General features: G+C 69.8%; 24 protein-coding genes. 18 read left to right on the plus strand and 6 right to left on the minus strand.

Annotated elements, in window-relative coordinates:
- Positions 1–79 precede the first annotated feature (79 nt).
- Positions 80–1,498 (plus strand): sensor histidine kinase, encoded by a 1,419-nt coding sequence (locus B9D87_RS02760; RefSeq protein ID WP_007774400.1) that lies wholly within the window; start codon positions 80–82, stop codon positions 1,496–1,498.
- Here B9D87_RS02760 and B9D87_RS02765 read toward each other — a convergent pair.
- The 3 genes from B9D87_RS02765 to B9D87_RS02775 all read right to left on the minus strand — a co-directional run bounded on the left by B9D87_RS02765 (position 1,480) and on the right by B9D87_RS02775 (position 3,487).
- A complete protein-coding gene (locus B9D87_RS02765; RefSeq protein WP_007774399.1) occupies positions 1,480–2,148 on the minus strand; it encodes a response regulator transcription factor in 669 nt (222 codons plus the stop codon). The two genes, B9D87_RS02760 and B9D87_RS02765, sit on opposite strands and share 19 nt — an antisense overlap.
- 33 nt (positions 2,149–2,181) lie before the next feature.
- Entirely contained in the window at positions 2,182–2,508 is a 327-nt protein-coding gene (locus tag B9D87_RS02770) for a hypothetical protein (RefSeq protein WP_007774398.1), read from the minus strand.
- Between the two features lie 151 nt (positions 2,509–2,659).
- A complete protein-coding gene (locus tag B9D87_RS02775) occupies positions 2,660–3,487 on the minus strand; it encodes a COG4705 family protein (protein WP_052002575.1) in 828 nt (275 codons plus the stop codon).
- A 229-nt stretch (positions 3,488–3,716) separates the two neighbouring features.
- Here B9D87_RS02775 and B9D87_RS02780 point away from each other — a divergent pair, with 229 nt between their 5' ends.
- From B9D87_RS02780 to B9D87_RS02805, 6 genes are read left to right on the plus strand one after another with little or no spacing between them, the layout of a single operon-like run.
- Positions 3,717–4,478, plus strand: a complete 762-nt coding sequence (locus B9D87_RS02780) for a GntR family transcriptional regulator (RefSeq protein WP_040631367.1) — start codon at positions 3,717–3,719, stop codon at positions 4,476–4,478.
- Positions 4,475–4,705 carry a 4Fe-4S dicluster domain-containing protein gene (locus B9D87_RS02785; RefSeq protein ID WP_007774395.1) on the plus strand — a complete coding sequence of 77 codons (231 nt, stop codon included), beginning with the start codon at positions 4,475–4,477 and terminating at the stop codon, positions 4,703–4,705. Before B9D87_RS02780 ends, B9D87_RS02785 begins: the two co-directional genes overlap by 4 nt.
- A gap of 25 nt (positions 4,706–4,730) precedes the next feature.
- Positions 4,731–6,119: an ABC transporter substrate-binding protein gene (locus tag B9D87_RS02790; RefSeq protein WP_007774394.1), complete on the plus strand. Its 1,389-nt coding sequence runs from the start codon at positions 4,731–4,733 to the stop codon at positions 6,117–6,119.
- Positions 6,116–6,988 carry an ABC transporter permease gene (locus B9D87_RS02795; RefSeq protein WP_007774393.1) on the plus strand — a complete coding sequence of 291 codons (873 nt, stop codon included), beginning with the start codon at positions 6,116–6,118 and terminating at the stop codon, positions 6,986–6,988. The genes B9D87_RS02790 and B9D87_RS02795 overlap by 4 nt, the downstream gene beginning before the upstream one ends.
- The gene (locus B9D87_RS02800) at positions 6,985–7,728 is read left to right on the plus strand and encodes an ABC transporter ATP-binding protein (protein ID WP_040631364.1); all 744 of its coding nucleotides are present in this window, start codon (positions 6,985–6,987) and stop codon (positions 7,726–7,728) included. Before B9D87_RS02795 ends, B9D87_RS02800 begins: the two co-directional genes overlap by 4 nt.
- Entirely contained in the window at positions 7,725–10,424 is a 2,700-nt protein-coding gene (locus B9D87_RS02805) for a fumarate reductase/succinate dehydrogenase flavoprotein subunit (RefSeq protein WP_101896830.1), read from the plus strand. Before B9D87_RS02800 ends, B9D87_RS02805 begins: the two co-directional genes overlap by 4 nt.
- On the opposite strand, the gene B9D87_RS02810 is transcribed toward B9D87_RS02805, so the two are convergent.
- A complete protein-coding gene (locus B9D87_RS02810; protein ID WP_007774390.1) occupies positions 10,425–10,964 on the minus strand; it encodes a GNAT family N-acetyltransferase in 540 nt (179 codons plus the stop codon). It abuts the gene before it with no gap.
- Positions 10,965–10,976: 12 nt separating this feature from the next.
- Entirely contained in the window at positions 10,977–12,182 is a 1,206-nt protein-coding gene (locus tag B9D87_RS02815; RefSeq protein ID WP_040631360.1) for a serine hydrolase domain-containing protein, read from the minus strand.
- A gap of 721 nt (positions 12,183–12,903) precedes the next feature.
- On the opposite strand from B9D87_RS02815, the gene pyrR reads away from it, so the two are divergent.
- The 7 genes from pyrR to pyrF are packed head-to-tail and all read left to right on the plus strand — an operon-like array spanning position 12,904 to position 21,531.
- Positions 12,904–13,488 carry a bifunctional pyr operon transcriptional regulator/uracil phosphoribosyltransferase PyrR gene (pyrR, locus tag B9D87_RS02820; protein ID WP_007774388.1) on the plus strand — a complete coding sequence of 195 codons (585 nt, stop codon included), beginning with the start codon at positions 12,904–12,906 and terminating at the stop codon, positions 13,486–13,488.
- Positions 13,485–14,453: an aspartate carbamoyltransferase catalytic subunit gene (locus B9D87_RS02825; protein WP_007774387.1), complete on the plus strand. Its 969-nt coding sequence runs from the start codon at positions 13,485–13,487 to the stop codon at positions 14,451–14,453. Before pyrR ends, B9D87_RS02825 begins: the two co-directional genes overlap by 4 nt.
- Positions 14,450–15,742 carry a dihydroorotase gene (locus B9D87_RS02830; protein WP_007774386.1) on the plus strand — a complete coding sequence of 431 codons (1,293 nt, stop codon included), beginning with the start codon at positions 14,450–14,452 and terminating at the stop codon, positions 15,740–15,742. Before B9D87_RS02825 ends, B9D87_RS02830 begins: the two co-directional genes overlap by 4 nt.
- Positions 15,739–16,242, plus strand: a complete 504-nt coding sequence (locus B9D87_RS02835; protein WP_007774384.1) for a PH-like domain-containing protein — start codon at positions 15,739–15,741, stop codon at positions 16,240–16,242. The genes B9D87_RS02830 and B9D87_RS02835 overlap by 4 nt, the downstream gene beginning before the upstream one ends.
- Positions 16,239–17,360, plus strand: coding sequence for a glutamine-hydrolyzing carbamoyl-phosphate synthase small subunit (carA, locus tag B9D87_RS02840; RefSeq protein WP_007774383.1), 1,122 nt, complete (start codon positions 16,239–16,241; stop codon positions 17,358–17,360). Before B9D87_RS02835 ends, carA begins: the two co-directional genes overlap by 4 nt.
- Complete coding sequence (gene carB, locus B9D87_RS02845; RefSeq protein ID WP_007774382.1) at positions 17,360–20,710, plus strand: carbamoyl-phosphate synthase large subunit; 3,351 nt, start codon at positions 17,360–17,362, stop codon at positions 20,708–20,710. Before carA ends, carB begins: the two co-directional genes overlap by 1 nt.
- Positions 20,707–21,531 (plus strand): orotidine-5'-phosphate decarboxylase, encoded by an 825-nt coding sequence (pyrF, locus tag B9D87_RS02850; protein WP_007774381.1) that lies wholly within the window; start codon positions 20,707–20,709, stop codon positions 21,529–21,531. Before carB ends, pyrF begins: the two co-directional genes overlap by 4 nt.
- A gap of 13 nt (positions 21,532–21,544) precedes the next feature.
- Here pyrF and B9D87_RS02855 read toward each other — a convergent pair whose 3' ends face one another.
- Positions 21,545–21,967: a TOBE domain-containing protein gene (locus B9D87_RS02855; RefSeq protein WP_007774380.1), complete on the minus strand. Its 423-nt coding sequence runs from the start codon at positions 21,965–21,967 to the stop codon at positions 21,545–21,547.
- Positions 21,968–22,927: 960 nt separating this feature from the next.
- Between B9D87_RS02855 and mihF the strand changes: the two genes are divergently transcribed.
- From mihF to coaBC, 4 genes are all read left to right on the plus strand, one after another.
- On the plus strand, positions 22,928–23,242 hold the full coding sequence (mihF, locus tag B9D87_RS02860) for an integration host factor, actinobacterial type (RefSeq protein WP_007171927.1): 315 nt from the start codon (positions 22,928–22,930) through the stop codon (positions 23,240–23,242).
- A 34-nt stretch (positions 23,243–23,276) separates the two neighbouring features.
- Positions 23,277–23,948, plus strand: a complete 672-nt coding sequence (gene gmk / locus B9D87_RS02865; RefSeq protein ID WP_085977871.1) for a guanylate kinase — start codon at positions 23,277–23,279, stop codon at positions 23,946–23,948.
- Positions 23,949–24,022: 74 nt separating this feature from the next.
- The gene (rpoZ, locus tag B9D87_RS02870) at positions 24,023–24,349 is read left to right on the plus strand and encodes a DNA-directed RNA polymerase subunit omega (protein WP_007774376.1); all 327 of its coding nucleotides are present in this window, start codon (positions 24,023–24,025) and stop codon (positions 24,347–24,349) included.
- A 21-nt stretch (positions 24,350–24,370) separates the two neighbouring features.
- Positions 24,371–25,636, plus strand: a complete 1,266-nt coding sequence (gene coaBC, locus B9D87_RS02875; RefSeq protein ID WP_007774375.1) for a bifunctional phosphopantothenoylcysteine decarboxylase/phosphopantothenate--cysteine ligase CoaBC — start codon at positions 24,371–24,373, stop codon at positions 25,634–25,636.
- Positions 25,637–25,679: the final 43 nt, after the last annotated feature.

Raw genomic sequence — 25,679 nt, forward strand, 5'->3', positions numbered from 1 at the left:
CGCGACCGCTGAGAGGCCGCTGAGAACGCGCTGAGCTTGGTGTTTTCACCCGGGCCGCGGGGCCTGCAGAATTAACGACGTGCGAACATCCGGTGTCTGGCCATTCCGGCGAGGCGGGCGAGCGGGTTGGTGGCGCCTCGGGCACCTGGGCATCTCGGCCCGCTCGGCGGCCGTGTCGGCGATCGTCGTGCTGTGTGCGCTCAGCGTGGCCGGCGCCGGTCTGGACGCGATCCTGTACCGCACGTTGCTGACTGGCGTGGATTACGCCGCGGCCGAACGGGTCCGCGACATCACCAAGGCGCTGCAGTTCGATTCGCCCGAGGATCTCGACAACCATTTGCTGACCACCGACCAGCGGGTGGTGGCAGCCCAACTGCTCGGCCCGGATGGCAACGTGGTCAAGCGATCCGACTCCGCCCCCAAGACGCCGCTGGTTCCGGCCAGCCAGTTCGACTTCAAGCTGCGGCGCGGCCTGCCCGACGACGCGGTGGCCGGTGACGACATGCGCGTCAGTGGCCAGAAAGTCGCGACCCGGTCCGGGGTGTACACGGTGCTGGTGGGCGGAGGCAGCGAGGCGGTCGAGGCCACCGCGCGGACCCTGGCGATTCTGTTGGCCTGCAGCGCACCGGTGATCGTCGGCGTGGTGGCGGCGGCGACCTATTGGCTGGTGCGCCGCTCGCTGCAGTCGGTGGACGCGATCCGCACCAGGGTGGCCGACATCTCGACGTCGGATCTGGCCGAGCGGGTACCGGTGCCGGACAGCAACGACGAGATCGCGGCCCTGGCCGTCACGATGAACGAGATGCTCTCCCGGCTGGAAGCGGGTCACCGTGCGCAGCAACGCTTTGTCGGCGACGCGTCGCACGAATTGCGCAGCCCGCTGGCCACCATCATCTCCGGGCTGGAAGTGGCCGAGGCCCATCCCGATCTGCTCGACGCCGACCTGGCGGTCAACACGCTGCTGCCCGAGGCGCAGCGCATGCACACCCTGATCGAGGACCTGCTGCTGCTGGCCCGCGCCGACGAGCAGACGCTGCTGCGGCGCACGGAGCAGGTGGCGCTCGACGACCTCGCACGCGCGGAAGCCGACCGCGCGCGCCGCGGCACGCCATGCGTGGTGCATACCGATGTGCGTCCGGTGTACCTGGAGGCCGACCCGATAGCCATGTCGAGGATGATCCGTAATCTGGTGGAAAACGCTGTCCGCCACGCGGTTTCATGCGTATCCATCGAAGTCGGCGGCCGGGACGGGGCGGCGGTCCTCACCGTCAGCGACGACGGCCCGGGCATAGCCCCCGCCGACAGGGACCGCGTGTTCGAACGCTTCGTGCGCCTGGATTCCGACCGGGCCCGCAGCGGGGGAGGGACGGGCCTCGGCCTGGCGATCGTCGCCGAGGTAGTTGCCGCGCACGGGGGCACGGTCGTCATCGACGCACCGCCCTCCGGCGGAACCCGGATGACCGTGACGTTGCCGGTCTCTCAGCACAGCAATCGGTAACCGACGCCCCGAATCGTCTCGATGGTGTTGGTGCCGAAGGGGACATCGATCTTGCGCCGCAGATATCCCACGTAGACCTCGACGACGTTGTCGGGGCCGTGAAAATGCGCGTCCCAGACGTTCTGCAGTATCTCGGCCTTTGTCACCACCACGTCCTTATTGCGCATCAGGAATTCGAGCACCCCGTACTCGCGCGGCGTCAGCGCGATCGGCGTCGAACCCCGTTTGACCGTGTGCCGGGCCGGATCCAGCGTCAGCGTCCCGGCTTTCAGCACCACCGGGCGCGCCGGCGCGCCGCGACGGATCAACGCCCGCAACCGCGCCACCAGCACCCGGAACGAGAACGGCTTGGTCAGATAGTCGTCCGCGCCCAGATCGAAGGCGTCGGTTTCGTCGTACTCACCGTCCTTGGCGGTCAGCATGAGCACCGGCGTCCACACGTTGTGCGACCGCAGCCGGCGCAACACCTCATAGCCGCTGAGGCCGGGCAGCATGATGTCGAGAATGATTACGTCGAAACCGTTTTCGGTGGCCTCCCGCAGGCCGTCGACGCCGTTGCCGACGGCCATCACGACGAACCCCTCCGCCTTGAGCCCCCGGACCACGGTGGCGGACAGCCGCGGTTCATCCTCGACGAGCAGGACTCTCATGTTTCAACGCTACGTCGAGCGCCGGACACACCCTCAATCGGGCCAGCGTGCCTCGATCAGCACCTCGGCGAACGGGCCGCCCATCCGGCAGAAACGGTCGGTCGTTACCCACACGACGCCGGGGTTTACCAGGGTGATTTGCGCCGGGTGGCCGACGATGGTCTCACCGGGATTGGTGTGGCTGAATAACGTCGTCAGCTTGTCGACGTCGACGTCGACTTTCCAATCAGGCCACGGCCGTTGAAAGAAATCGCGGTTGAACCACATCGTCGGGCATTCTTCGATGCGGCGCTCGCGCAGGGCCATCGGGGGAAGCATCATGAGGGCCGTCGCCTGCCGCTGCTGCGTGCCGCGTGGCATCCCGCTCCTTTGTGACCTTGTGCCGCCGTCATTACCGACGCCAAATCGTACGGCCAGGCCGCTGTGAAATCGTTGAGAATCCCCCAGCGCCGGCGTCGTTACCGCACGTGGCGCCCGGTGTGGGCGTTGAATTCTCGATGAGCGCGGCCGGTCAGCGTGGATCCTGATCCGGTTGCTGGACGCCGGTTTCGGGATGATGTTCGGCCGCATCGTCTTTGGGCCGGCCGGGGTGCCGACCGGGCCGCTGCGGTATGACGGCGATCAACACCGCGATCAGCGCCGCGAGCACCGCCGAGGCGAGCGGGCGGCTCCACGCCAGGCCGCCGTCGGCGACGGGCTTGTCGATGAAGTCACCGACGGTCGCGCCCAGCGGCCTGGTGAGGATGAACGCCAGCCAGAACAAGGCGACGCGGGAGATCGAGGTCCAGAAGTACAGGGCCGCCACCACCGCGAGGCCCACCGCGAAAACCAGCGCGCCGCGTTCGTAACCGAAATCGCGTGTGTCGGCCAGCCAATCGCCGAGCGCGGTGCCCAGCGTCTGGGAGAACGTGATGGTGGCCCAGTAGAAGGCCTCCACCTTGGGCGTGGCGACGGTGCTGACCGATACGGTGCCCTGCGACCAGCGCCAGAGTCCCAGCGTGGCCAGCAGGCACGCCAGCAGCAGCAGCGACCCGCCCGTGTAGCCGATGCCCAGCGATCGGTCCGCGAAATCGGCCAGCACGGTGCCGAACGTCGTCGAGGCCACGATCGTCGCCCAGTAGAGCGCCGCATGGAACCGCTTGGCGAGGATCTGCGCCGCCACCAGCGCCACCAGCGCGACGCCGAAAATCGCGACCCCGGCGGCGTAGCCCCAATTCAGCGTCATCGTGACGGTGTCGCCGCCGGTCTCGCCCAACGTCGTCGCCAAGACCTTGATGACCCAGAACCCCAGGGTGACCGCCGGCACCTTGGTCAGCGCGTGCTTCGAAACGTCCGTCATGCACGCCATCTTGCGCCGTCGGGAGCCCATCCGGGAATCGGCGGGTGCCGCGGCGTGGCGGGTTCTGCTCACCGGGATCACAAAGCCGGCGCGTTCTCGCAGGTGGCGCAATAGCGCGGCGGCCGGCGGTTTTAGCTGGTCGGGCCTCGGGGCCGCCCGGCGCAATGCGCGCGGCCGCCGCCCCGGGGCCCCGCCGGCGACCCGAAAAACGGCCCTGAGCTGCGTTAGCGTGACTCCCGTGGCGCAACCAGTACCCATCGCAGGACCCCGGGCCGACCGCGCCCGCCGGGTCGCCGACGTGCTGCGCCAGCAGATCCACTCCGACGCCTACCCGGATGGCCTGCCCGCCGAGCTGGAGTTGGCCGCCGAATTCTCGGTATCCCGCAACACCATTCGCGAGGCGCTGACCGTCCTCAAGCACGAGGGGCTGATCGACCGCGGCCCCAAGGTCGGCACGCACGTCGCGCAGCGCAAGTACGACCACGGGCTCGACGCGCTGCTGGGTCTGAAGGAGACCTTCAAGGACCTCGGCGAGGTCCGCAACGAGGTGCGCGCCGCGATGGCGGTCACCGCGCCGCCGTCGGTGGCCCGCCGGTTGCGGCTGCAACCGGGCGAGCAGGCGGTGTTCATCGAGCGGCTGCGGTACCTGGGGGACCTGCCGCTCAGCCTCGACCTGACCTACCTCGCCCCGGACATCGGCCGCGAGGTGCTGACCCACCCGCTGGAGAGCAACGACCTGTTCGCGCTCATCGAGGAGGTGAGCGGGCAACGGCTGGGGTCGGCGGCGCTGGCGCTGGAGGCCATTCCCGCCGACGCGCACTCGGCCGCCACGCTGCAGGTGCCCGACGGCGCGGCCCTGCTGATGCTGGAGCGGCTCACCAGCCTCGCCGACGGCACGCCCGTCGACCTGGAATACATCCGGATGCGGGGCGACCGAATCACCATGCGGGGCAATCTCGTTAGGGCCGAGCCGATGAGGAGCAACCCATGACGCTGATCAACAACAACCGCGCCGACGTGCCCGTCACGATCGACGAGTCGCTGTGCATCGACGGTTGCACGTTGTGCGTGGAGGTCTGTCCGCTCGACGCGCTGGCCATCGACCCCGACACCGGCAAGGCCTTCATGCATGTCGACGAGTGTTGGTACTGCGGCCCCTGCGCGGCCCGCTGTCCGACCGGCGCCGTCACGGTCAACATGCCCTATCTCCTTCGCTGAAAAGCCTCTGACCCCAGGACCTTTCATGAAACGACGCGCCGTCCGGCTGGCGTCGGTGGTGATCGCGATCGCCGCGCTCACCACCGGCTGCTCACTGGAATCCCTGTCGCAGTCCTCCGGTGTGGTCAACGTGGTGGTGGGATATCAGTCCAAGACCATCAACACCGTCACCGCCGGCACGCTGCTGCGCGCGCAGGGCTACCTGGAGCGCCGGCTGGCCGACATCACCAACCGCACCGGCACCAAATACGCGGTGCGGTGGCAGGATTACGACACCGGCGCGCCGATCACCGCGCAGATGCTCGCCGAGAAGATCGACATCGGCTCGATGGGCGACTATCCGATGCTGATCAACGGTTCCAAGACGCAGGCCAACCCGCTGGCGAAAACCGAGATCGTCTCCATCACCGGCTACAACCCCAAGGGCGCGCTGAACATGGTGGTAGTGGCGCCCGGTTCGTCGGCGACCACGCTGCGCGACCTGGCCGGCTCGAAGGTGTCGGCGAGTGTGGGGTCGGCCGGTCACGGCACGTTGATGCGGGCGCTGGACCGGGCCGGGATCAACGGTGTGGAAGTGCTCAACCAGCAACCGCAGGTGGGCGCCTCCGCGTTGGAATCTGGTCAGGTGCAGGGCCTTTCGCAGTTCGTCGCCTGGCCGGGGCTGCTGGTGTACCAGGGCAAGGCCAAACTGCTCTATGACGGGGCCGAGCTGAACCTGCCCACCCTGCACGGGGTGGTGGTGCGGCGCTCGTACGCGGCGTCGCATCCGGAGGTGCTGGGCGCCTTCCTGCAGGCCCAACTGGACGCCACCGATTTCCTGAATCGCAAGCCGCTGGAGGCCGCCCGGATCGTCGCCCAGGGCAGCGGACTGCCGCAGGAAGTCGTGTACCTCTACAACGGCCCCGGTGGCACGTCGTTCGACACGACGCTCAAACCGTCCCTGGTCGAGGCGTTGAAAAACGATGTGCCGTACCTGAAGTCGATCGGCGACTTCGCCGACCTGGACGTGTCCGGCTTCGTCCAGGACGGGCCGCTGCGCAGCGTGTTCGGCGCCCGCGGCCTGAACTACGACGCGGCGCGCGCGGCCACCGCCAACCCGTCCGCGCTGCGCGGGGATCCCGCGCTGGCCAGCGAATTATGGCTGGACGGTTCGGATTCCACGCAAACGGTCGCCAACCCCACCGGGCTGCTCCGGGCGGTTCGCGAGGCGACCGCCCGCGGCGCCAAGATCCGGGCCGCCTATGTTCCGGACGCGGAGCTGGGCACCCGGTGGTTCGCCGACAAGGCGGTCTGGGTGCGGGACGGCCAGAACTACCTGCCGTTCGGGACACCGGCCGGCGCGCATCGCTATCTCGCCGCGCACCCGGGCGGCGCCGTCGTCAATTACCAGCAGGCCCTTGGAGGTTCGGTATGACCGCTTATCTCACCGGCGACCCGGCAGCCCCGGTGTCGGCGCAAGTCGTCGACGCGGCCCCGGCGGCGGCCACCCCGCGCCGCGCGGGCTCGCCATGGCAGTGGCGGCTGCTGCGGCTCGCCTCGGTCGCCGCCGCGATCGGGCTGTGGCAGGCGCTCACCGCCGACAAGGTGCGGCTGCTGCTGCGCTTCGACACGCTGCCCACCGTCACCGAGATCGTGCACGCGCTGGGGCGCCGGCTGGGCACCTCCGAGTACTGGCTCGACCTGGCGCAGTCGCTGATCCGCATCCTCACCGGCTTCGGACTGGCCGCCGTGGTCGGGGTCGCGACGGGGGTGCTGCTGGGACGTTCCCGCTTGTTCGCCAACACCTTCGGCCCGTTGACGGAGTTGGTCAGACCCGTTCCGGCCATCGCAATCGTGCCGGTGGCGATCCTGCTGTTCCCGACCGACGAGGCGGGCATCGTGTTCATCACCTTCCTCGCCGCGTACTTCCCGATCCTGGTCAGCACCCGGCACGCGGTCCGGGCGCTACCCACGCTGTGGGAGGACTCGGTGCGCACCCTGGGCGGCGGCCGGTGGGACGTGCTCAGGCAGGTGGTGTTGCCGGGCATCCTGCCCGGAGTGTTCGGCGGCCTGTCGGTCGGTATGGGCGTGGCGTGGATCTGCGTGATCTCCGCCGAGATGATCTCTGGTCGACTCGGCATCGGCTATCGCACCTGGCAGGACTACACCGTGCTGGCCTACCCCCAGGTGTTCGTCGGCATCATCACCATCGGCGTGCTGGGTTTCGCGACGGCGGCGGCCGTCGAGGTCGTGGGTCGCCGGGTCACCGGCTGGCTGCCGCGCGCGGAGGAGGAGCAGCGATGACTGTCGGAGTGAGCCTGGAGCTGGATCGAGTTCGCTTGTCCTACACCGGGGAACCGGTGATCGACGGGCTGAGCCTGACCGTGCGCCCGGGGGAGATCCTGGTGCTCACCGGCCCCTCGGGCTGCGGCAAGTCGACGGTGCTGCGGGCCCTGGCCGGGCTGCTGCGGCCCGACGAGGGCCGGATCGTCGCCGACGGCGACGAGGTGACCGCCACCTCGGGCGACCGGGGCATGGTGTTCCAGGACAATGCGCTGCTGCCCTGGCGCACCGTGCGCTCCAACATCGAGCTGGCCCTGCGGCTGCGCGGCGTCGCCCGGGCCGGCCGCCGCGCCGAGGCCGACCGCTGGATCGCCGAGCTCGGTCTCACCGGCTTCGGCGACTATCTGCCCAAGAGCCTGTCCGGCGGCATGCGGCAGCGCGTCCAGCTGGCCCGCGGGCTGGCCGGGGCGCCGCGCGCGGTGATGATGGACGAGCCGTTCGGCGCGCTGGACACTCAGACGCGCACGGCCATGCAGCGGCTGCTGATCGACACCTGGCGCGCCCATCCGACGACGATCGTCTTCGTCACGCACGACGTCGACGAGGCGCTGCTGCTGGGTGATCGCATCGCCGTGCTGGGCAGGGCCGGTCAGCCGCTGCGCACCCTGATCGACGTGCCCGAGCCGCGCGCCGACCGGCAGCGCGCCGCCCTGCGCGCCGAAGTCATTGCGGCACTGAATCACTCGGCGGTGGCGGCATGATGCAGATTCCCGACCCGGCGACCCCGGTCCGGCTCGACTGTGACGTCCTGGTCATCGGCGGCGGCACCGCGGGCACCATGGCCGCGCTGTCGGCCGCGGAGAGCGGCGCGCAGGTGCTGCTGCTGGAGAAGGCCCACGTGCGCCACTCCGGAGCCCTGGCGATGGGCATGGACGGCGTCAACAACGCCGTGATCCCGGGCAAGGCCGAACCCGAGGACTACGTCGCCGAGATCACCCGCGCCAACGACGGAATCGTCAACCAGCGCACCGTGTATCAGACCGCCACCCGGGGCTTCGCGATGGTGCAGCGGCTGGAGCGCTACGGCGTGAAGTTCGAGAAGAACGAGCATGGCGAATACGCGGTGCGCCGGGTGCACCGCTCGGGCTCCTACGTGCTGCCCATGCCCGAGGGCAAGGACGTCAAGAAGGCGCTGTATCGCGTGCTGCGGCAACGGTCGATGCGCGAGAAGATCCAGATCGAGAACCGGCTGATGCCGGTCCGGGTGCTGACGCACGAGGGCCGGGCCGTGGGCGCCGCGGCGCTGAACACCCGCACCGGTGAATTCGTCACGGTCGGCGCCAAGGCGGTCATTTTGGCCACCGGCGCGTGCGGCCGGCTCGGCCTGCCCGCATCGGGTTACCTGTACGGCACCTACGAGAACCCCACCAACGCCGGCGACGGCTACTCGATGGCCTACCACGCGGGCGCGGAGCTGTCCGGCATCGAGTGCTTCCAGGTCAATCCGCTGATCAAGGATTACAACGGCCCGGCGTGCGCGTACGTCGCCAATCCCTTTGGCGGATATCAGGTCAACGCGCACGGCGAGCGGTTCGTCGACTCCGACTACTGGTCGGGGCAGATGATGGCCGAGGTCAAATCCGAGATCGATTCCGCGCGCGGACCCATCTACCTCAAGGTGTCGCACCTGCCCGACGAGACGCTGACCGCGCTGGAAAACATCCTGCACACCACCGAGCGGCCCACCCGGGGCACCTTCCACGCCAACCGCGGCCACGATTACCGCACTCACGACATCGAGATGCACATCTCCGAAATCGGCTTGTGTAGCGGGCATTCCGCGTCAGGCGTGTGGGTCGACGAGCACGCGCGCACCACGGTGCCCGGGCTGTATGCGGCGGGTGACATGGCCTGCGTCCCGCACAACTACATGATCGGGGCGTTCGTGTTCGGCGACCTGGCCGGCACGCACGCCGCCTCGACCCTGGCCGACGTCGCAGCGCCGCAACAACTCCCGGCCGACCAGGTGCGTGAGGCGCACGAGCTGATCTACCGGCCGCTGCGGCATCCGGACGGCCCGCCGCAGCCCCAGGTCGAATACAAGCTGCGCCGCTTCGTCAACGACTACGTCGCGCCGCCCAAGACCGGGGCCAAGCTGTCGCTGGCCATCCGCACCTTCGAGCGGATGAGCGCCGAGATCGCCGAAATGGGCGCCCGCAATCCGCACGAGCTGATGCGCGCGGTGGAGGTGTCGTTCATCCGCGACTGCGCCGAGATGGCCGCCCGCTCGTCGCACACCCGCACCGAATCCCGTTGGGGCCTCTACCACGATCGCGCCGACCTGCCCGGCCGCGACGACAGCCAGTGGGGCTATCACCTCAACCTGCGCAAGGACGCCGGTGGCCAGATGGTCTTCCTCAAGCGGCCGGTGGCACCGTACTTCGTGCCGGTCCCGGAACTCGACGGCCTGCCGCCCACCGACCAGACGGTGTACCCGGTGGAGCAGCCGCCGCTCATCGGCGGCCAGGCCCCGGCCACCGCGGTGTCCCGAATCGGTTCGGCCACAACCACCTTCGAGCCGCCCTCACCGCGCATCGCCGAGGTCCTGGCGCTCGAGGAGCCCACGATGGACGACCTCGATCGCTACCTCGCCGACGCGGATCCCGGCGTGCGCCGCACCGCGGTGTCGACGCTGACCGAGCACATCCCCGCCGGGTACGCGCCGGCCCTGGTGGCCGCGCTGAAGGACGACGACGCCACGGTCCGCCGCACCGGCGCCGACGGCATCCGCGAGCTGGTCGAGGTGTTGCCGCAGCCGGAAAGCGTGCGCGAACACCTGGATTCGGTCGATCGGGTGGTGCGCGCCGCCTCGCTGTACGTGCTGGCCGCGCGGCGGGCCGGTGACGCCGCGCAGTACCGTCGGGCCCTCGACGACGTCGATCATCGGGTGCGCATCGAGGCGGTGCGCGCGCTGGTGTCCGTCGACGATGTGGCGGGTGTCGTCGCCGCCGCCGGTGACGAGAACCGCGAGGTTCGCATCGCGGCGGCCGCCGGGCTGGCGACGCTGCGGGCGGCGGCGGCCCCGGCTGGTGGGGCGGTGCGCCGGCTGGTCGCCGACTCCGATCCGCTGGTGCGCGCCGCCGCGCTGGCCGCGCTGGGCCAATTGGGTTGCGGTCAAGACGATTACGCCGCCATCAAGCAGGCGCTGCGGGCGCCGGCCTGGCAGGTGCGCGAAGGCGCGGCCCGCGCGCTGGCCGGCGCGCCGGTCGATTTCGCGGTTCCGCATCTGTCCGAGGCGCTGAGTGACGCCCATCTGGACGTGCGCAAGGCGGCCGTGCTCAGCCTGACCCGGTGGGCCGGGGAGCCCGCCGCCCGGGACGCGCTGGGGCTTGCGCTCAAGGACGGCGACGCCGACGTGCGCGCCTACGCGCGCCGTGCGCTCGAGCGGGATGGCTAGTCAGCGCAGGATCTTGGCGTAGAGCAGGCTGTCCTGAGGTTCGGGCCCCATCGTGGGGTAGACCGCGTGCCGGGCCAGCCGACCCTCCAGGAAGAACCCGGCGTGCTCGAGCAGGCGCGCCGAGCGCTCGTTGTCCACACTGCAGGTGGCCCAGACGCGGTACACCTCGCGATCAGCGTCGAGCGCGGCGAGCAGCATGCCGAGCACCTCGGACATCAGCCCCTTGCCCCACCATCGCCGGCCCAGGCAGTAGCCCACCTCGACCGAGTGCGGCGCGCTGCGCCGGCAGCTGGCCAGCCCGATCACCTCGCCGCGGTGCCGCGACTCGATGACCCAGGTCTTCTCGTCGGCGCTGGCGTTGAGCTTTTCGGTGATCACGCGCCGCGTAGCGGCCACGTCGGGGTGCGGCGCCCACAGCAGGTACTTGGTGACCTGGGGATCGCGGGCGACCCGCTGGAACAGCGCCCCGGCGTCGTCGAGCGTGGGTGGGCGCAGCAGCAGGCGCGGACCGCTGATCCGGTCGGGTGGGTATTCGGGCATCGGGATGTGACTTTAAAGGTCGAGGGCGCGATAGGTGCTGCGGACGAATCTCGGTTGCGCCGTGCGGAGTTTGGCCAGCGACGTGTTCCCGGCGACGGCGGTGGCGGCGTCGACCGTCAGGTCCGGCAGGTTCTGGATCAGGTAGAGCAGGATCAGGTCCGCGCTGGGGTCCGCCTGCCACCAGGTTCCGTAGGCGCCGGGCCAGCTGAAGGTGCCGAGGCCGCCGGGCCCGAAAAGCGGTGTGCTCCTGGCCGGATCGGTCACCAGCGACAGGTTCAGCCCGAAGCCGCGGCCGACCCAGTACGGCGCGCCCAGGAAGTTGTGCCGCTTCTGCTCCTCGGTGAGCCGATCGGTCCGCATCAGCCGGACGGACTCTTCGGAGAGCACCCGCACGCCGTCGACCGTTCCGCCGGCGAGCAGCATCCGCACGAACCGCAGGTAATCGTCGGCGCTCGACCACAATCCGCCGCCGGCGTTGCAGAACGACGGCGGCGTGATGTGCGGGGGGCCCATCACGCCGTGATGCAACCGGCTTTGTTCGTCGAGCGAGTACATGGTCGCGGCCCGGCGCCGCGCCTCGGGCGAGACGAAGAACCCGGTGTCGGTCATGCCCGCCGGGCCCAGGATCCGTTCGTCGAGCACCTCGTGGAACGCCTTGCCCTCCACGCGGGCGGCGATGACGCCCAGCAGGTCGATCGAGTGGCTGTACGTGACCCGATCACCGGGCTGATGCACCAGCGGCAGCTTGGCCAGCTCGGCCAGCCAGGCGTCCGGGCCCTGATTGAAGGGCAGCCGCATGTAGGCCTTGGAGATCGGCCCGGACACCGAGAAGCCGTAGGCCAGCCCGCTGGTGTGGGTGAGCAGATCCTCGATCAAGATGGTGCGGTCCGCCGGGTGCGTCCGGTCGAGCGGGCCGTGCGGATCGTCGAGCACCCGCACGCCGGCCAGCTCCGGCGCCCAGCGCGTGACCGGATCCTTGAGCGTCAGCTTGCCGTCGTCGACCAGGCTCATCACCGCTGCGACCGTCACCGGCTTGGTCATGGACGCGATGCGAAACAGCGTGTCGCGCCGCATCGGCAGGCCCGCGTCGACGTCTCGGTAGCCGATCTCGTTGACCTGCAGCAGTTCTCCGCGCTGCCAGACCACCGTCACCGCACCGGCGAGCAGGCCGGCGTCGCACACCTCACGAATGGAAGCGGCATTGCCGTCAAGATTCACCTGGTCAGGTTAGCGGGCCGGTGACGGCGCCCCATTGGCCCCACCTCACGGACGAAATAGCGCGCCATTCTTCGCGCAATATAACGCCTCTGTACATTTCGCCAGGACAAATTAGAATTGACCGCCATGGCCAATCTAACGGCCAGGACGGTAGCCGCAGCGTGCGGTGGTGCTGCCGTATTTGCCCTGGCGCTAAGTGGAATCGGCGGTGTCCCGGCGCCGCGTACCAACATGACCGACCCTGTGACCACCGTGGAACCGACGCCCACATCGCCGGATGACGTTTGCTGCGATACGCCACAACCGCAGGCAAGTGGCTGGGAATGCAAAATCGGCCTGAACTGCGGGCCGATCAACCCGCGCCGCACCTGGCCCCCGCCGCCGCCCCCTCCTCCGCCTCCGCAATAGGCCGCCGCCGCGAAATTCGCCGTTCGCGTTCGTCGAATGTCTGTGGGCCGGACATAATTGGTCCCCGCCTTTCGGCGACAAATCGCGATTGATCGCGGCCCGCGGCGGCGCCGGCCGTTCGCTGTGCGACGGGCGCGCACCCCAGGTGCCCCTTTCCCGAGACCCATGGGACGGGTGTGACTGGCGCGGGTGGGATCGGCTTGCGCCACACGTGCCTGGCGGCGTGGCACCCGGAATAAGTGCTACGCTGCCTCGCAGTCGACATCCTTTAACGATCCGTCCGGCGAGGCGGAGAAGGAGGTCAAGTTTCGTTATGGGTGCTGCGGGCGACACCGGCTGGTCCGGTTTCAGGGGCAGCGATTCCCGGGAGTTGATGTCGGCGGCCGACGTGGGCCGCACCATTTCCCGCATTGCGCATCAGATCATCGAAAAGACCGCGCTGGACGGTCCCGACGCGCCACGGGTGGTGCTGCTGGGCATCCCGACCCGCGGTGTGATCCTCGCCAACCGGCTCGCCACCAACATCGGTGAATTCAGCGGCGTCGACGTCGGCCACGGGGCCCTGGACATCACGCTGTACCGCGACGATCTGATGCAGAAGCCACCGCGGCCGCTGGAAGCCACCTCGATTCCGGCCGGCGGCATCGACGACGCTCTGGTGATCCTGGTCGACGACGTCTTGTACTCCGGCCGCTCGGTCCGTTCCGCGCTGGACGCGCTGCGCGACGTGGGCCGGCCGCGGGTGGTGCAGCTGGCGGTGCTGGTCGACCGCGGCCACCGCGAACTGCCGCTGCGCGCCGACTATGTGGGCAAGAACGTCCCCACCTCGCGCGGCGAGAGCGTGCACGTGCTGCTGCGCGAGAACGACGGCAACGACGGGGTGGTGATCTCACGATGACGCGTCATCTGCTGGCGGCCGGCGACCTAAGCCGCGATGACGCCACGGCCATCCTCGATGACGCCGACCGGTTCGCGGAGGCGCTGGTGGGACGCGAGATCAAGAAGCTGCCGACGCTGCGCGGCCGCACCATCGTCACGATGTTCTACGAGAACTCGACCCGGACGCGGGTGTCGTTCGAGGTGGCCGGCAAGTGGATGAGCGCCGACGTGATCAACGTCAGCGCGTCCGGATCGTCGGTGGGCAAGGGGGAGTCGCTGCGCGACACCGCGTTCACGTTGCGCGCCGCCGGCGCCGACGCGCTGATCATCCGGCACCCGGCCTCCGGGGCCGCGCACCTGCTCGCCGAATGGACCGCGGCGAACGACGTGGCCGCCCAGGGCGGGCCGTCGGTGATCAACGCCGGCGACGGCACCCACGAGCACCCGACCCAGGCGCTGCTGGACGCGCTGACCATTCGCCAGCGGCTGGGCGGCATCGAGGGCCGTCGCATCGTGATCGTCGGCGACATCCTGCACAGCCGGGTCGCGCGCTCCAACGTGATGCTGCTGGGAACCCTGGGCGCCGAAGTGGTTCTGGTCGCGCCGCCGACGCTGCTGCCGGTCGGGGTCGAGGGCTGGCCGGTGACGGTGTCGAACGACTTCGACGCCGAGTTGCCCGCCGCCGACGCGGTGCTGATGTTGCGGGTGCAGGCCGAGCGGATGAACGGCGGGTTCTTCCCCTCGGTGCGCGAATACTCCTCGCTGTACGGGCTTTCCGATCGCCGCCAGGCGATGCTGCCCGGCCACGCCGTGGTGCTGCACCCGGGGCCGATGCTGCGCGGCATGGAGATCGCCTCGTCGGTGGCCGATTCGTCGCAATCGGCCGTGCTGCAACAGGTTTCCAACGGTGTCCACGTGCGGATGGCGGTGCTGTTCCACGTGCTGGTGGGCACCGAACTGGCCGGAGAAGAGGGTGCGGCGTGAGCGTGCTGATCCGCGGCGTGCGTCTTTACGGCGAGGGCGACAGGGTCGACGTGCTGGTCGATGACGGCCAGATCGCCGACATCGGCCCACGCCTGGAGGTTCCCGACACCGCCGACGTGATCGACGCGACCGATCATGTCCTGCTGCCCGGCCTGGTCGACCTGCACACCCATCTGCGCGAGCCCGGGCGCGAATACGCCGAGGACATCGAAACCGGCTCGGCCGCAGCGGCTTTGGGCGGCTACACCGCGGTGTTCGCGATGGCCAACACCAATCCGGTCGCCGACAGCCCGGTGGTCACCGACCACGTCTGGCACCGAGGCCAGCAGGTGGGCCTGGTCGACGTGCACCCGGTGGGCGCGGTCACCGTCGGGCTCGCCGGCAAAGAGCTCACCGAGATGGGCATGATGGCGGCCGGTGCCGCGCAGGTGCGGATGTTCTCCGACGACGGCATCTGCGTGCACGACCCGCTGGTGATGCGCCGCGCCCTGGAATACGCCACCGGGCTGGGCGTGCTCATCGCCCAGCACGCCGAGGAGCCGCGGCTCACCGTCGGCGCCGTCGCCCACGAGGGGCCCACCGCGGCCCGGCTCGGTCTGGCGGGATGGCCCCGGGCCGCCGAGGAGTCGATCGTGGCCCGCGACGCGCTGCTGGCCCGCGACGCCGGCGCCCGGGTGCACGTCTGCCACGCCTCCACGGCGGGCACCGTCGAGATCGTGAAATGGGCTAAGGGGCAAGGGATCTCGATCACCGCCGAGGTCACCCCGCACCACCTGATGCTCGACGACAGCAGGCTGGCCAGTTACGACGGGCAAAACCGCGTGAACCCGCCGCTGCGCGAAGCGGCCGACGCGGTGGCGCTGCGCCAGGCGCTGGCCGACGGCGTCATCGACTGTGTGGCCACCGATCACGCCCCGCACGCCGAGCACGAGAAGTGCGTGGAGTTCTCCGCGGCGCGCCCGGGCATGCTGGGTCTGCAGACGGCGCTGTCGATCGTGGTGCAGACGATGGTCACCCCCGGCCTGTTGACCTGGCGGGACGTCGCCCGGGTGATGAGCGAAAACCCCGCCCGGATCGTGGGCCTGCCCGATCACGGCCGTCCGCTGGAGGTGGGGGAGCCGGCCAATCTCACGGTGGTGGATCCCACGGCCTCGTGGACCGTCGCCGGATCCGACCTGGCCAGCCGGTCCGCCAACACGCCCTACGAGGCGATGACCCTGCCCGCCACCGTGACCGCCACGTTGCTGCGCGGCAAGGTCACCGCCCGAGACGGGAAGTCGCCGGCATGAATTCGGGCACGCTGGTGGGATCGCTGATCTTCGCCGCCGCGATGGTGGTGGTGATCACGGTGGTGATCCAGCTGATGATGCGATCCTGGCACCGTCGCTCGCAGCGGCAGGCGGAGCTGATCGGGGAGTTGCCCGAGATCCCGGACCAGGTGGGGGCGGCGACCATCACCACCCGCGGCCACTACTGCGGCTCCATGATGGCGCCGGGCTGGGCCGAGCGGATCGCGGCCGGCGATCTGGGTTACCGCAGCAAGGCGGTGCTGACCCGCTATGCCGGGGGCATCATGGTGGAACGCGTCCGGGCCCATCCGATTTGGATTCCCCGGGACTCGATCAAGCAGATCCGTATGGAACGCAGGATGACCGGCCGGATCGGGATCCTGGCGATCCGCTGGCGGCTGCCGTCGGGCGTCGAGATCGACACCGGCTTCAGGGCCAACGACCGTGGCGAATACGACCGGTGGCTGGAATCGCAGCATGAGGAGGAGCGGCGCTCGTGACTAAGGCGCAGTTGGTACTCGAGGACGGGCGCGTCTTCACCGGCAGGCCGTTCGGCAAGGTCGGCCAAACATTGGGCGAGGCAGTGTTTTCCACCGGCATGTCCGGCTACCAGGAGACGCTGACCGATCCGAGCTACCACCGCCAGATCGTGGTGGCCACCGCCCCGCAGATCGGCAACACCGGTTGGAACGGCGAGGACGCCGAGAGCCGCGGCGACAAGATCTGGGTGGCCGGCTACGCGGTGCGCGATCCGTCGCCGCGCCCGTCCAACTGGCGGTCCACCGGCACCCTGGAGGACGAACTGGTCCGCCAGCACGTCGTCGGGATCGCCGGCATCGACACCCGCGCGGTGGTCCGGCATCTGCGCACCCGCGGCTCGATGAAGGCCGGGGTGTTCTCCGGTGACTCGCTCGCCGATGCGGACGAACTGCTGGCACGGGTGCGCGGGCAGCGGTCGATGCTGGGGGCCGACCTGGCCGGCGAGGTCAGCACGCCGGACACCTACATCGTGGAACCCGAAGGCTCACCGCGGTTTACGGTGGCCGCGCTGGACCTCGGCATCAAAACCAACACGCCGCGCAACTTCGCCCGCCGCGGCGTCCGCACCCACGTGCTGGCCTCGTCGGCGACCTACCAGCAGATCGCCGACCTCAAGCCCGACGGCGTCTTCCTGTCCAACGGCCCCGGCGACCCCGCCACCGCCGACCACATCGTCGCGGTCACCCGCGAGGTGCTGGGCGCCGGAATCCCGTTGTTCGGCATCTGTTTCGGCAATCAGATCCTGGGCCGGGCGCTGGGACTGTCCACCTACAAGATGGTGTTCGGCCACCGCGGCATCAACATCCCGGTGATCGACCACGCCACCGGGCGGGTGGCCGTCACCGCCCAGAACCACGGCTTCGCGCTCGAGGGTGAGGCCGGCCAGACGTTCGACACGCCGTTCGGCCAGGCCGTCGTCAGCCACACCTGCGCCAACGACGGAGTGGTCGAAGGCGTCAAACTCACCGACGGGCAAGCCTTCTCGGTGCAGTACCACCCGGAGGCCGCGGCCGGACCGCACGATGCGGAGTATTTGTTCGACCAATTCATCGAGCTGATGGCAGGGGAGGGCCGCTAGTGCCACGTCGCACCGACCTCAACCACGTGTTGGTGATCGGCTCGGGGCCGATCGTCATCGGTCAGGCCTGCGAGTTCGACTACTCGGGAACCCAGGCCTGCCGGGTGCTGCGCGCGGAGGGGCTCCAGGTCAGCCTGGTCAACTCCAACCCGGCCACCATCATGACCGACCCGGAGTACGCCGACCACACCTACGTCGAGCCGATCACGGCGGCGTTCGTGGAGAAGGTGATCGCTCAGCAGGCCGAGCGCGGCAACAAGATCGACGCGCTGCTGGCCACCCTGGGCGGGCAGACCGCGCTGAACACCGCCGTCGCGCTGTACGAGAACGGGGCGCTGGAGCGGCACGGCGTCGAGCTCATCGGCGCCGACTTCGACGCCATCCAGCGCGGCGAGGACCGGCAGATGTTCAAGGACATCGTCGCGAAGGTCGGCGGTGAATCCGCCCGCAGCCGAGTGTGTTTCACCATGGACGAGGTCCGCGAGACGGTCGAGGAGCTCGGCCTGCCGGTCGTGGTGCGGCCCAGCTTCACCATGGGCGGCCTGGGTTCGGGGATGGCGCGGTCCGTCGAGGAGGTCGACCGGATGGCCGGCGCCGGGCTGGCCGAAAGCCCCAGCGCCAACGTGCTGATCGAGGAATCGATCTACGGCTGGAAGGAATTCGAGCTCGAGTTGATGCGCGACGGCAACGACAACGTCGTCGTGGTGTGCTCGATCGAGAACTTCGACCCGATGGGCGTGCACACCGGTGACTCCGTCACCGTCGCGCCGGCGATGACGCTGACCGACCGGGAATACCAGCGGATGCGCGACCTGGGCATCGCGATCCTGCGCGAGGTCGGGGTGGACACCGGCGGCTGCAACATCCAGTTCGCGATCAACCCCGTCGACGGCCGGCTGATCGTCATCGAGATGAACCCCCGGGTGTCGCGGTCCAGCGCGCTGGCGTCCAAGGCGACCGGTTTCCCCATCGCCAAGATCGCCGCCAAGCTGGCCATCGGGTACACGCTCGACGAGATCGTCAACGACATCACCAAGGAAACGCCGGCCTGCTTCGAGCCCACCCTGGATTACGTGGTGGTCAAGGCGCCGCGCTTCGCGTTCGAGAAGTTCCCGGGCGCCGACCCCACGCTGACCACCACCATGAAATCCGTCGGCGAGGCAATGTCGTTGGGCCGCAACTTCATCGAGGCGCTCGGCAAGGTGATGCGCTCGCTGGAGACAACCCGCGCCGGTTTCTGGACCAAGCCCGACCCCGAGGGCGACGTTGCCGAGGTGCTGACCCGGCTGCGGACGCCGACCGAGGGCCGGCTCTACGACATCGAGCTGGCGCTGCGGCTGGGCGCCTCGGTGGAGCAGGTGGCCGAGGCCAGCGGCGTGGATCCCTGGTTCGTCGCGCAGATCGGCGAGCTGATCGAGCTGCGCGCGGAGCTGATCGCCGCCCCGGTGCTCGACGCCGACCTGCTGCGTCGCGGCAAGCACAGCGGGCTCTCGGATCGCCAGATCGCCGCGCTGCGGCCCGAATTGGCCGGCGAGAACGGGGTTCGGTCGCTGCGCGAGCGGCTGGGTGTGCACCCGGTGTACAAGACCGTCGACACCTGCGCGGCGGAGTTCGAGGCCAAGACGCCGTACCACTACAGCAGCTACGAGCTGGATCCCGCGGCCGAGACCGAGGTGGCGCCGCAGACGCAGCGGCCCAAGGTGTTGATCCTGGGGTCGGGGCCCAACCGTATCGGCCAGGGCATCGAATTCGATTACAGCTGCGTGCATGCCGCAACGACGTTGTCGCAGGCCGGTTTCGAGACCGTGATGGTCAACTGCAACCCGGAGACGGTGTCCACCGACTACGACACCGCGGACCGGCTGTACTTCGAACCGCTAACCTTCGAGGACGTCCTCGAGGTGTTCCGCGCCGAGCAGCAGTCCGCGGGTGACGGCCCGGGTGTGGCCGGGGTGATCGTGCAACTGGGCGGCCAGACCCCGCTCGGGCTGGCGCAGCGCCTGGCCGACGCGGGCGTGCCGATCGTCGGCACCCCGCCGGAGGCCATCGACCTGGCCGAGGACCGCGGCGCCTTCGGCGACGTGCTCACCGCGGCCGGCCTGCCGGCGCCGAAATACGGCACCGCAACCACTTTCGCCCAGGCCCAGCGGATCGCCGAGGACATCGGCTACCCGGTGCTGGTGCGGCCGTCCTATGTGCTGGGCGGCCGGGGCATGGAGATCGTCTACGACGAGGAGACGCTGCGGGGCTACATCACCCGCGCCACCGAGCTCTCACCGGAGCACCCGGTGCTCGTCGACCGCTTCCTCGAGGACGCGGTGGAGATCGACGTGGACGCGCTGTGCGACGGCACCGAGGTCTACATCGGCGGCATCATGGAGCACATCGAGGAGGCCGGCATCCACTCCGGCGACTCGGCGTGCGCGCTGCCGCCGGTGACGCTGGGCCGCAGCGACATCGAGAAGGTGCGCCGCGCGACCGAGGCCATCGCGCACGGCATCGGCGTGGTGGGCCTGCTCAACGTGCAGTACGCGCTCAAGGACGACGTGCTCTACGTCCTGGAGGCCAACCCGCGCGCCAGCCGCACGGTGCCGTTCGTGTCCAAGGCCACCGCGATCCCGCTCGCGAAGGCGTGCGCCCGGGTCATGTTGGGCGCCAGCATCTCTGAGCTTCGCGAGGAGGGCATGCTGGAGGCGTCCGGCGACGGCGCCCATGCCGCGCAGAACGCCCCGATCGCGGTCAAGGAGGCCGTGCTGCCCTTCCACCGCTTCCGCCGCGCCGACGGCGCCGCCATCGACTCGCTGCTGGGCCCGGAGATGAAGTCCACCGGCGAGGTGATGGGCATCGACCGCGACTTCGGCAGCGCCTTCGCCAAGAGCCAGACCGCCGCCTACGGGTCGCTGCCCGCGCAGGGCACCATCTTCGTGTCGGTGGCCAACCGGGACAAGCGCTCGCTGGTGTTTCCCGTCAAGCGGCTGGCCGACCTGGGCTTCCGCGTCCTCGCCACCGAGGGCACCGCGGAGATGTTGCGCCGCAACGGGATTCCCTGTGACGAGGTGCGCAAGCACTTCGAGGACCCGCAGCCGGGCCGGCCGGCGCAGTCGGCGGTGGACGCGATCAAGGCCGGGGAGGTCGACATGGTGATCAACACGCCCTACGGCAACTCCGGCCCGCGCATCGACGGCTACGAAATCCGTTCGGCCGCAGTGTCGGTCAACATCCCCTGTGTCACCACGGTGCAGGGCGCCTCGGCCGCCGTCCAGGGCATCGAGGCGGGCATCCGCGGCGATATCGGCGTGCGCAGCCTGCAGGAACTGCACAGCCAGATGTCGGACAAGGGCGCGCGGTGACCGGGTTCGGCGTCCGGCTGGCGGAGGCGAAGGCGGAACGCGGGCCGCTGTGTGTGGGCATCGACCCGCACCCCGAGCTGCTGCGCGCCTGGGACCTGCCCACGACGGCCGACGGCCTGGCCGCGTTCTGCGACATCTGCATCGAGGCGTTTTCCGGATTCGCCGTCGTCAAACCGCAGGTCGCGTTCTTCGAGGCGTACGGCGCCGCGGGTTTCGCCGTGCTGGAACGCACCATCGCGGCGCTGCGATCCGCCGGCGTGCTGGTGCTGGCCGACGCCAAGCGCGGCGACATCGGCACGACGATGGCGGCCTACGCCGCCGCCTGGGCGGGCGATTCGCCGCTGGCCGCCGACGCCGTGACGGCCACCCCGTACCTGGGCTTCGGCTCGCTGCGGCCGCTGCTGGAGGCCGCCGCGGCGCACGACCGCGGGGTGTTCGTCCTGGCGGCGACGTCCAACCCCGAGGGCGCCACCGTGCAGCGTGCCGCCTTCGACGGCCGCACCGTGGCCCAGCTGGTCGTCGATCAGGCGGCGGTGGTGAATCGCTCCGCGACCCCGTCCGGGCCCGGATATGTCGGCGTGGTGGTGGGCGCGACGGTGTTGCAGGCGCCCGACCTGAGCGCGCTGGGCGGTCCGGTCCTGGTGCCGGGGCTCGGCGTGCAGGGTGGGCGCCCGGAGGCGCTCGCCGGGCTGGGCGGGGCGAAATCCGGCCAGCTGCTGCCCGCGGTGGCCCGCGAGGTGTTGCGGGCCGGGCCGGGCGTGGCCGAGCTGCGCGCGGCGGCCGACCGCATGCTGGACGCGGTCTCCTACCTGGCGGTGTGAGCGGGGTTGCTGTTTAGTCCGACGCGACCGCGGTGCTGGGCCGCGCGGTTTCAACGATGACGGTGGTGGCCTTGACGACGGCCACCGCGACGCTGCCGGGACGCAGCTGCAGTTCCTCGGCGGCCTCGGTGCTCATCAGCGACACCACCGTGAAAGGGCCGCACTGCATCTCGACCTGGGTCATCACCTTGTCGCTGACCACGGAGGTGACCAGCCCGACGAACCGGTTGCGGGCCGAGCTGCCGATGCTGAGCGGGTCCGCTGGCGGGGCGGGCGCATTGGTGCGGGAGAAGTGGGCGAGGTCCTCGCTCGCGATCACCTTGCGGCCGGCGGCGTCGTGACTGACCGCGAGTGTGCCCTGGTTGATCCAGCGCCGCACGGTGTCGTCGCTGACGCCAAGCAGCTCAGCTGCCTGGCGAATTCGCAGGTTGGACACGTCTCGATCGTATCGGATTCCCCGCCCCCGATTAGCTGAAATGGGCCGCGGTCAAGGCGTCGATCCGCAATTACGGGCTTGGTGCGAGCCTAAGTCCGCGTGTGCGGAATTAGGGCCAAAGACCTCTCGGGTTCCGCGGAAGCGGCCACCCGTCATCGGCCGCGCGCGTCCGGCGCCGCGGCCACTGCGGGGCCGTCAACTGCGCTGCGGCCCTTGGTGGTTGGTGAAAGTTCACCGGTTGTTCAGGCGCGCAGACCTTGATCGGGGCCGGGCTGGTCCGGCCCGGGCGCACGCGCGGCCGCCCGCGGGCGAACGTCCGCACGTCGCGACGCGGCGGCCCGCGGGGCCGGCGACTGTGCCGACGAATCCCGGCCGTTTCGACGGTTGCTGACGGTGCGCGCGTGACCTGCGCAAGGCCGCCCAGGGCGGCCGCCCCGGGTCCGGGAGCTCGGCGGAGCCTCGGTGATGCCCGCACGGCCAGATTCGGGGCCACCAGGCCGCCTCGAGGCCCCTACGGGGACCGTCAGGACCGGTGTGCGGGCCGAACTGCGGCGTTGGCCTGGCGTTTGACCGAGCGCTGCGACACGCGCGACACGCCGCAACAAATCCGTGATCCCTCGCACCAGGCGTGACGGCGGCCCACCGGCGGCTTTCCGGACCGCCCGGCCGTCCTAACCGTCGCCGCCGCCGTCAGGTAAATCCGCAGGTAGACGGCCTATCGAGGGGCCGGAACGGAGGCGGCGCCGCCCCAGGACGGCGCCGCGCGGGGCGCTCGTGGGCCCCGCCCGAGGCATCGCTTTGGCCGGCTACACGCCTGTGCATGCTGGGACTTTGCCCCCATAAGCAGGGGGTCGGGTTAGATTTCGTCAGGAGGCCTGAGTACGGTCGTCTCCGCTGGCAGAAGTACCGGCGAGACAAAATGAGATCGATTGAAATTGATTGATCAGATACGGAGGAATCGTGGCCCTTCCCCAGTTGACCGACGAGCAGCGCGCGGCCGCGTTGGAGAAGGCGGCTGCCGCACGTCGAGCGCGAGCAGAGCTCAAGGACCGCCTGAAGCGTGGCGGCACCAACCTGACCCAGGTCCTCAAGGACGCCGAGACCGACGAAGTCCTGGGCAAGATGAAGGTTTCCGCGCTTCTCGAGGCGTTGCCCAAGGTGGGCAAGGTCAAGGCGCAGGAGATCATGACTGAGCTGGAGATCGCCCCCACCCGCCGTCTGCGCGGTCTTGGCGATCGTCAGCGCAAGGCCCTGCTGGAAAAGTTCGGCTCCTAACCGAGCCGTGGGCGCACCGGCCCAGGGAGCGCCTGTGAGCGCCGGCGGGGGACCGGACGTCCAGCACGGGACACGTCCTGAACCATCAGGTAACGGACGTGTGGTCGTGCTGTCCGGTCCCTCCGCGGTCGGCAAGTCGACGGTGGTCCGATGCCTGCGAGAGCGGGTCCCGGACCTGCATTTCAGCGTCTCGGCCACGACGCGGGCGCCGCGGCCCGGGGAGGTCGACGGCGTCGATTACCACTTCGTCACCCCGGCCCGCTTCCAGCAGCTCATCGACGAGGGCGCGCTGCTGGAGTGGGCCGAAATCCACTCGGGGCTGCACCGGTCCGGCACCCTGGCCGAGCCGGTCCGGGCCGCCACCGCCCGCGGATTCCCGGTGCTGATCGAGGTAGACCTGGCCGGGGCCCGGGCCGTCAAGAAGGCGATGCCCGAGGCCCTCGCGGTCTTTTTGGCGCCGCCCAGCTGGGAAGACCTCAGGGCCAGGCTCGTCGGCCGCGGCACCGAAACGCCGGAGGTCATGCAGCGACGCCTGGAGACGGCCCGCATCGAAATGGCGGCCCAAAACGACTTCGACCGGGTGGTCGTGAACAGTGAATTGGAGTCAGCGTGCTCCGAATTGGTATCCTTGCTGGTGGGAACTGCGCCGGGCCGGCATGACCCGTCTGGCCAGACCAGAAGCCGAACCACATCCCAGCAAGATTGAGCACCGTTTTCAGTATTTTTCAGCGGCTTTCCAGTGGTGGAGAGCCGCTCCAATCCGCCAGGAGATTGACCTAAGTGAGTATCCCGCAGTCCGATGCGGCATTGGCCGCCGTCCCCGACCGGTTCGATCCGTCCGCCGGGGGACCGGGCGCCTACGACACCCCGCTGGGCATCACCAACCCGCCCATCGACGAGCTGCTGGACCGCGTCTCGAGCAAGTACGCCCTGGTGATCTACGCCGCCAAGCGGGCCCGCCAGATCAACGACTACTACAACCAGCTCGGTGAGGGCATCCTCGAATACGTCGGTCCGCTGGTCGAGCCGGGGCTGCAGGAAAAGCCGCTTTCCATCGCGATGCGCGAGATTCACGGCGACCTGCTCGAGCACACCGAGGGCGAATAACAGGGCCGGGCCGGGCGCGCTGTGGACAACCGCGATCGGGTCGCGAAGAGAGTAATCGTCGGCGTCTCCGGCGGTATCGCCGCCTATAAGGCGTGCACCGTGGTTCGTCAGCTCGCCGAGGCCGGTCATTCGGTCCGCGTCATCCCGACCGAGTCCGCGCTGCGTTTCGTCGGGGCCGCCACATTCGAGGCGCTCTCCGGCCAGCCGGTGCACACCGGCGTCTTCAACGACGTGCCGGAGGTTCCGCACGTCCAGCTCGGCAAGCAGGCCGATCTGGTCGTGGTGGCCCCGGCCACCGCGGATCTGCTGGCCCGTGCGGTGCACGGCCGCGCCGACGACCTGCTGACCGCCACCCTGCTCACCGCGCGATGCCCCGTGCTGTTCGCGCCGGCCATGCACACCGAGATGTGGTTGCACCCGGCCACCGTCGACAACGTGGCCACGCTGCGCCGCAGGGGAGCGGTGGTGCTCGAACCCGCCGCCGGGCGGCTCACCGGGACGGACAGCGGCTCGGGCCGGCTGCCCGAGGCCGAGGAGATCACCACGCTGGCTCACCTGCTGCTGGAGCGCCACGACGCGCTGCCCTACGACCTGGCCGGCTGCAAGATGCTGGTGACGGCCGGGGGCACGCGTGAACCGGTCGACCCGGTGCGCTTCATCGGCAACCGCAGCTCCGGCAAGCAGGGCTACGCGGTGGCGCGGGTGGCCGCCCAGCGCGGCGCCGAGGTCACGCTGATCGCCGGGCACACCGCCGGGCTGATCGACCCCGCCGGCGTCGAGGTGGTCCACGTCAGCTCGGCCGAGCAACTCGGCGACGCCGTCGCCAAGCACGCGGCCGAGGCGGACGTGCTGGTGATGGCCGCCGCCGTCGCCGACTTCCGGCCGGCCCGGGTTGCGGCCGCCAAGATCAAAAAAGGCCCGCAGGAGCAAGACCGCCCGCCCGCGATCGAATTGGTCCGCAACGACGACGTGCTGGCGGGTGCGGTGCGGGCGCGCGCCAACGGCGAGCTGCCCAACATGCGCGCGATCGTGGGTTTCGCCGCCGAGACCGGCGACGCCAACGGGGACGTGCTGTTTCACGCCCGGGCCAAGCTGCGCAACAAGGGCTGCGACCTGTTGGTCGTCAACGCGGTGGGCGACGGCCGCGCCTTCGAGGTGGACAGCAACGACGGCTGGCTGCTGGCGGCCGACGGCACCGAGTCGGCGCTGCAGCACGGCTCCAAGACTTTGATGGCCAGTCGTATCGTGGATGCGATCGCCGCGTTCCTGCACGGGGACGGCGGATAGAACGGTCGAGTTCTTCTCGGCACCGGGGCAGGTGCTGGCCGGG

Origin of the sequence: Mycobacterium colombiense CECT 3035 (genome assembly GCF_002105755.1) — a bacterium.
Classification (GTDB): Bacteria; Actinomycetota; Actinomycetes; order Mycobacteriales; family Mycobacteriaceae; genus Mycobacterium; species Mycobacterium colombiense.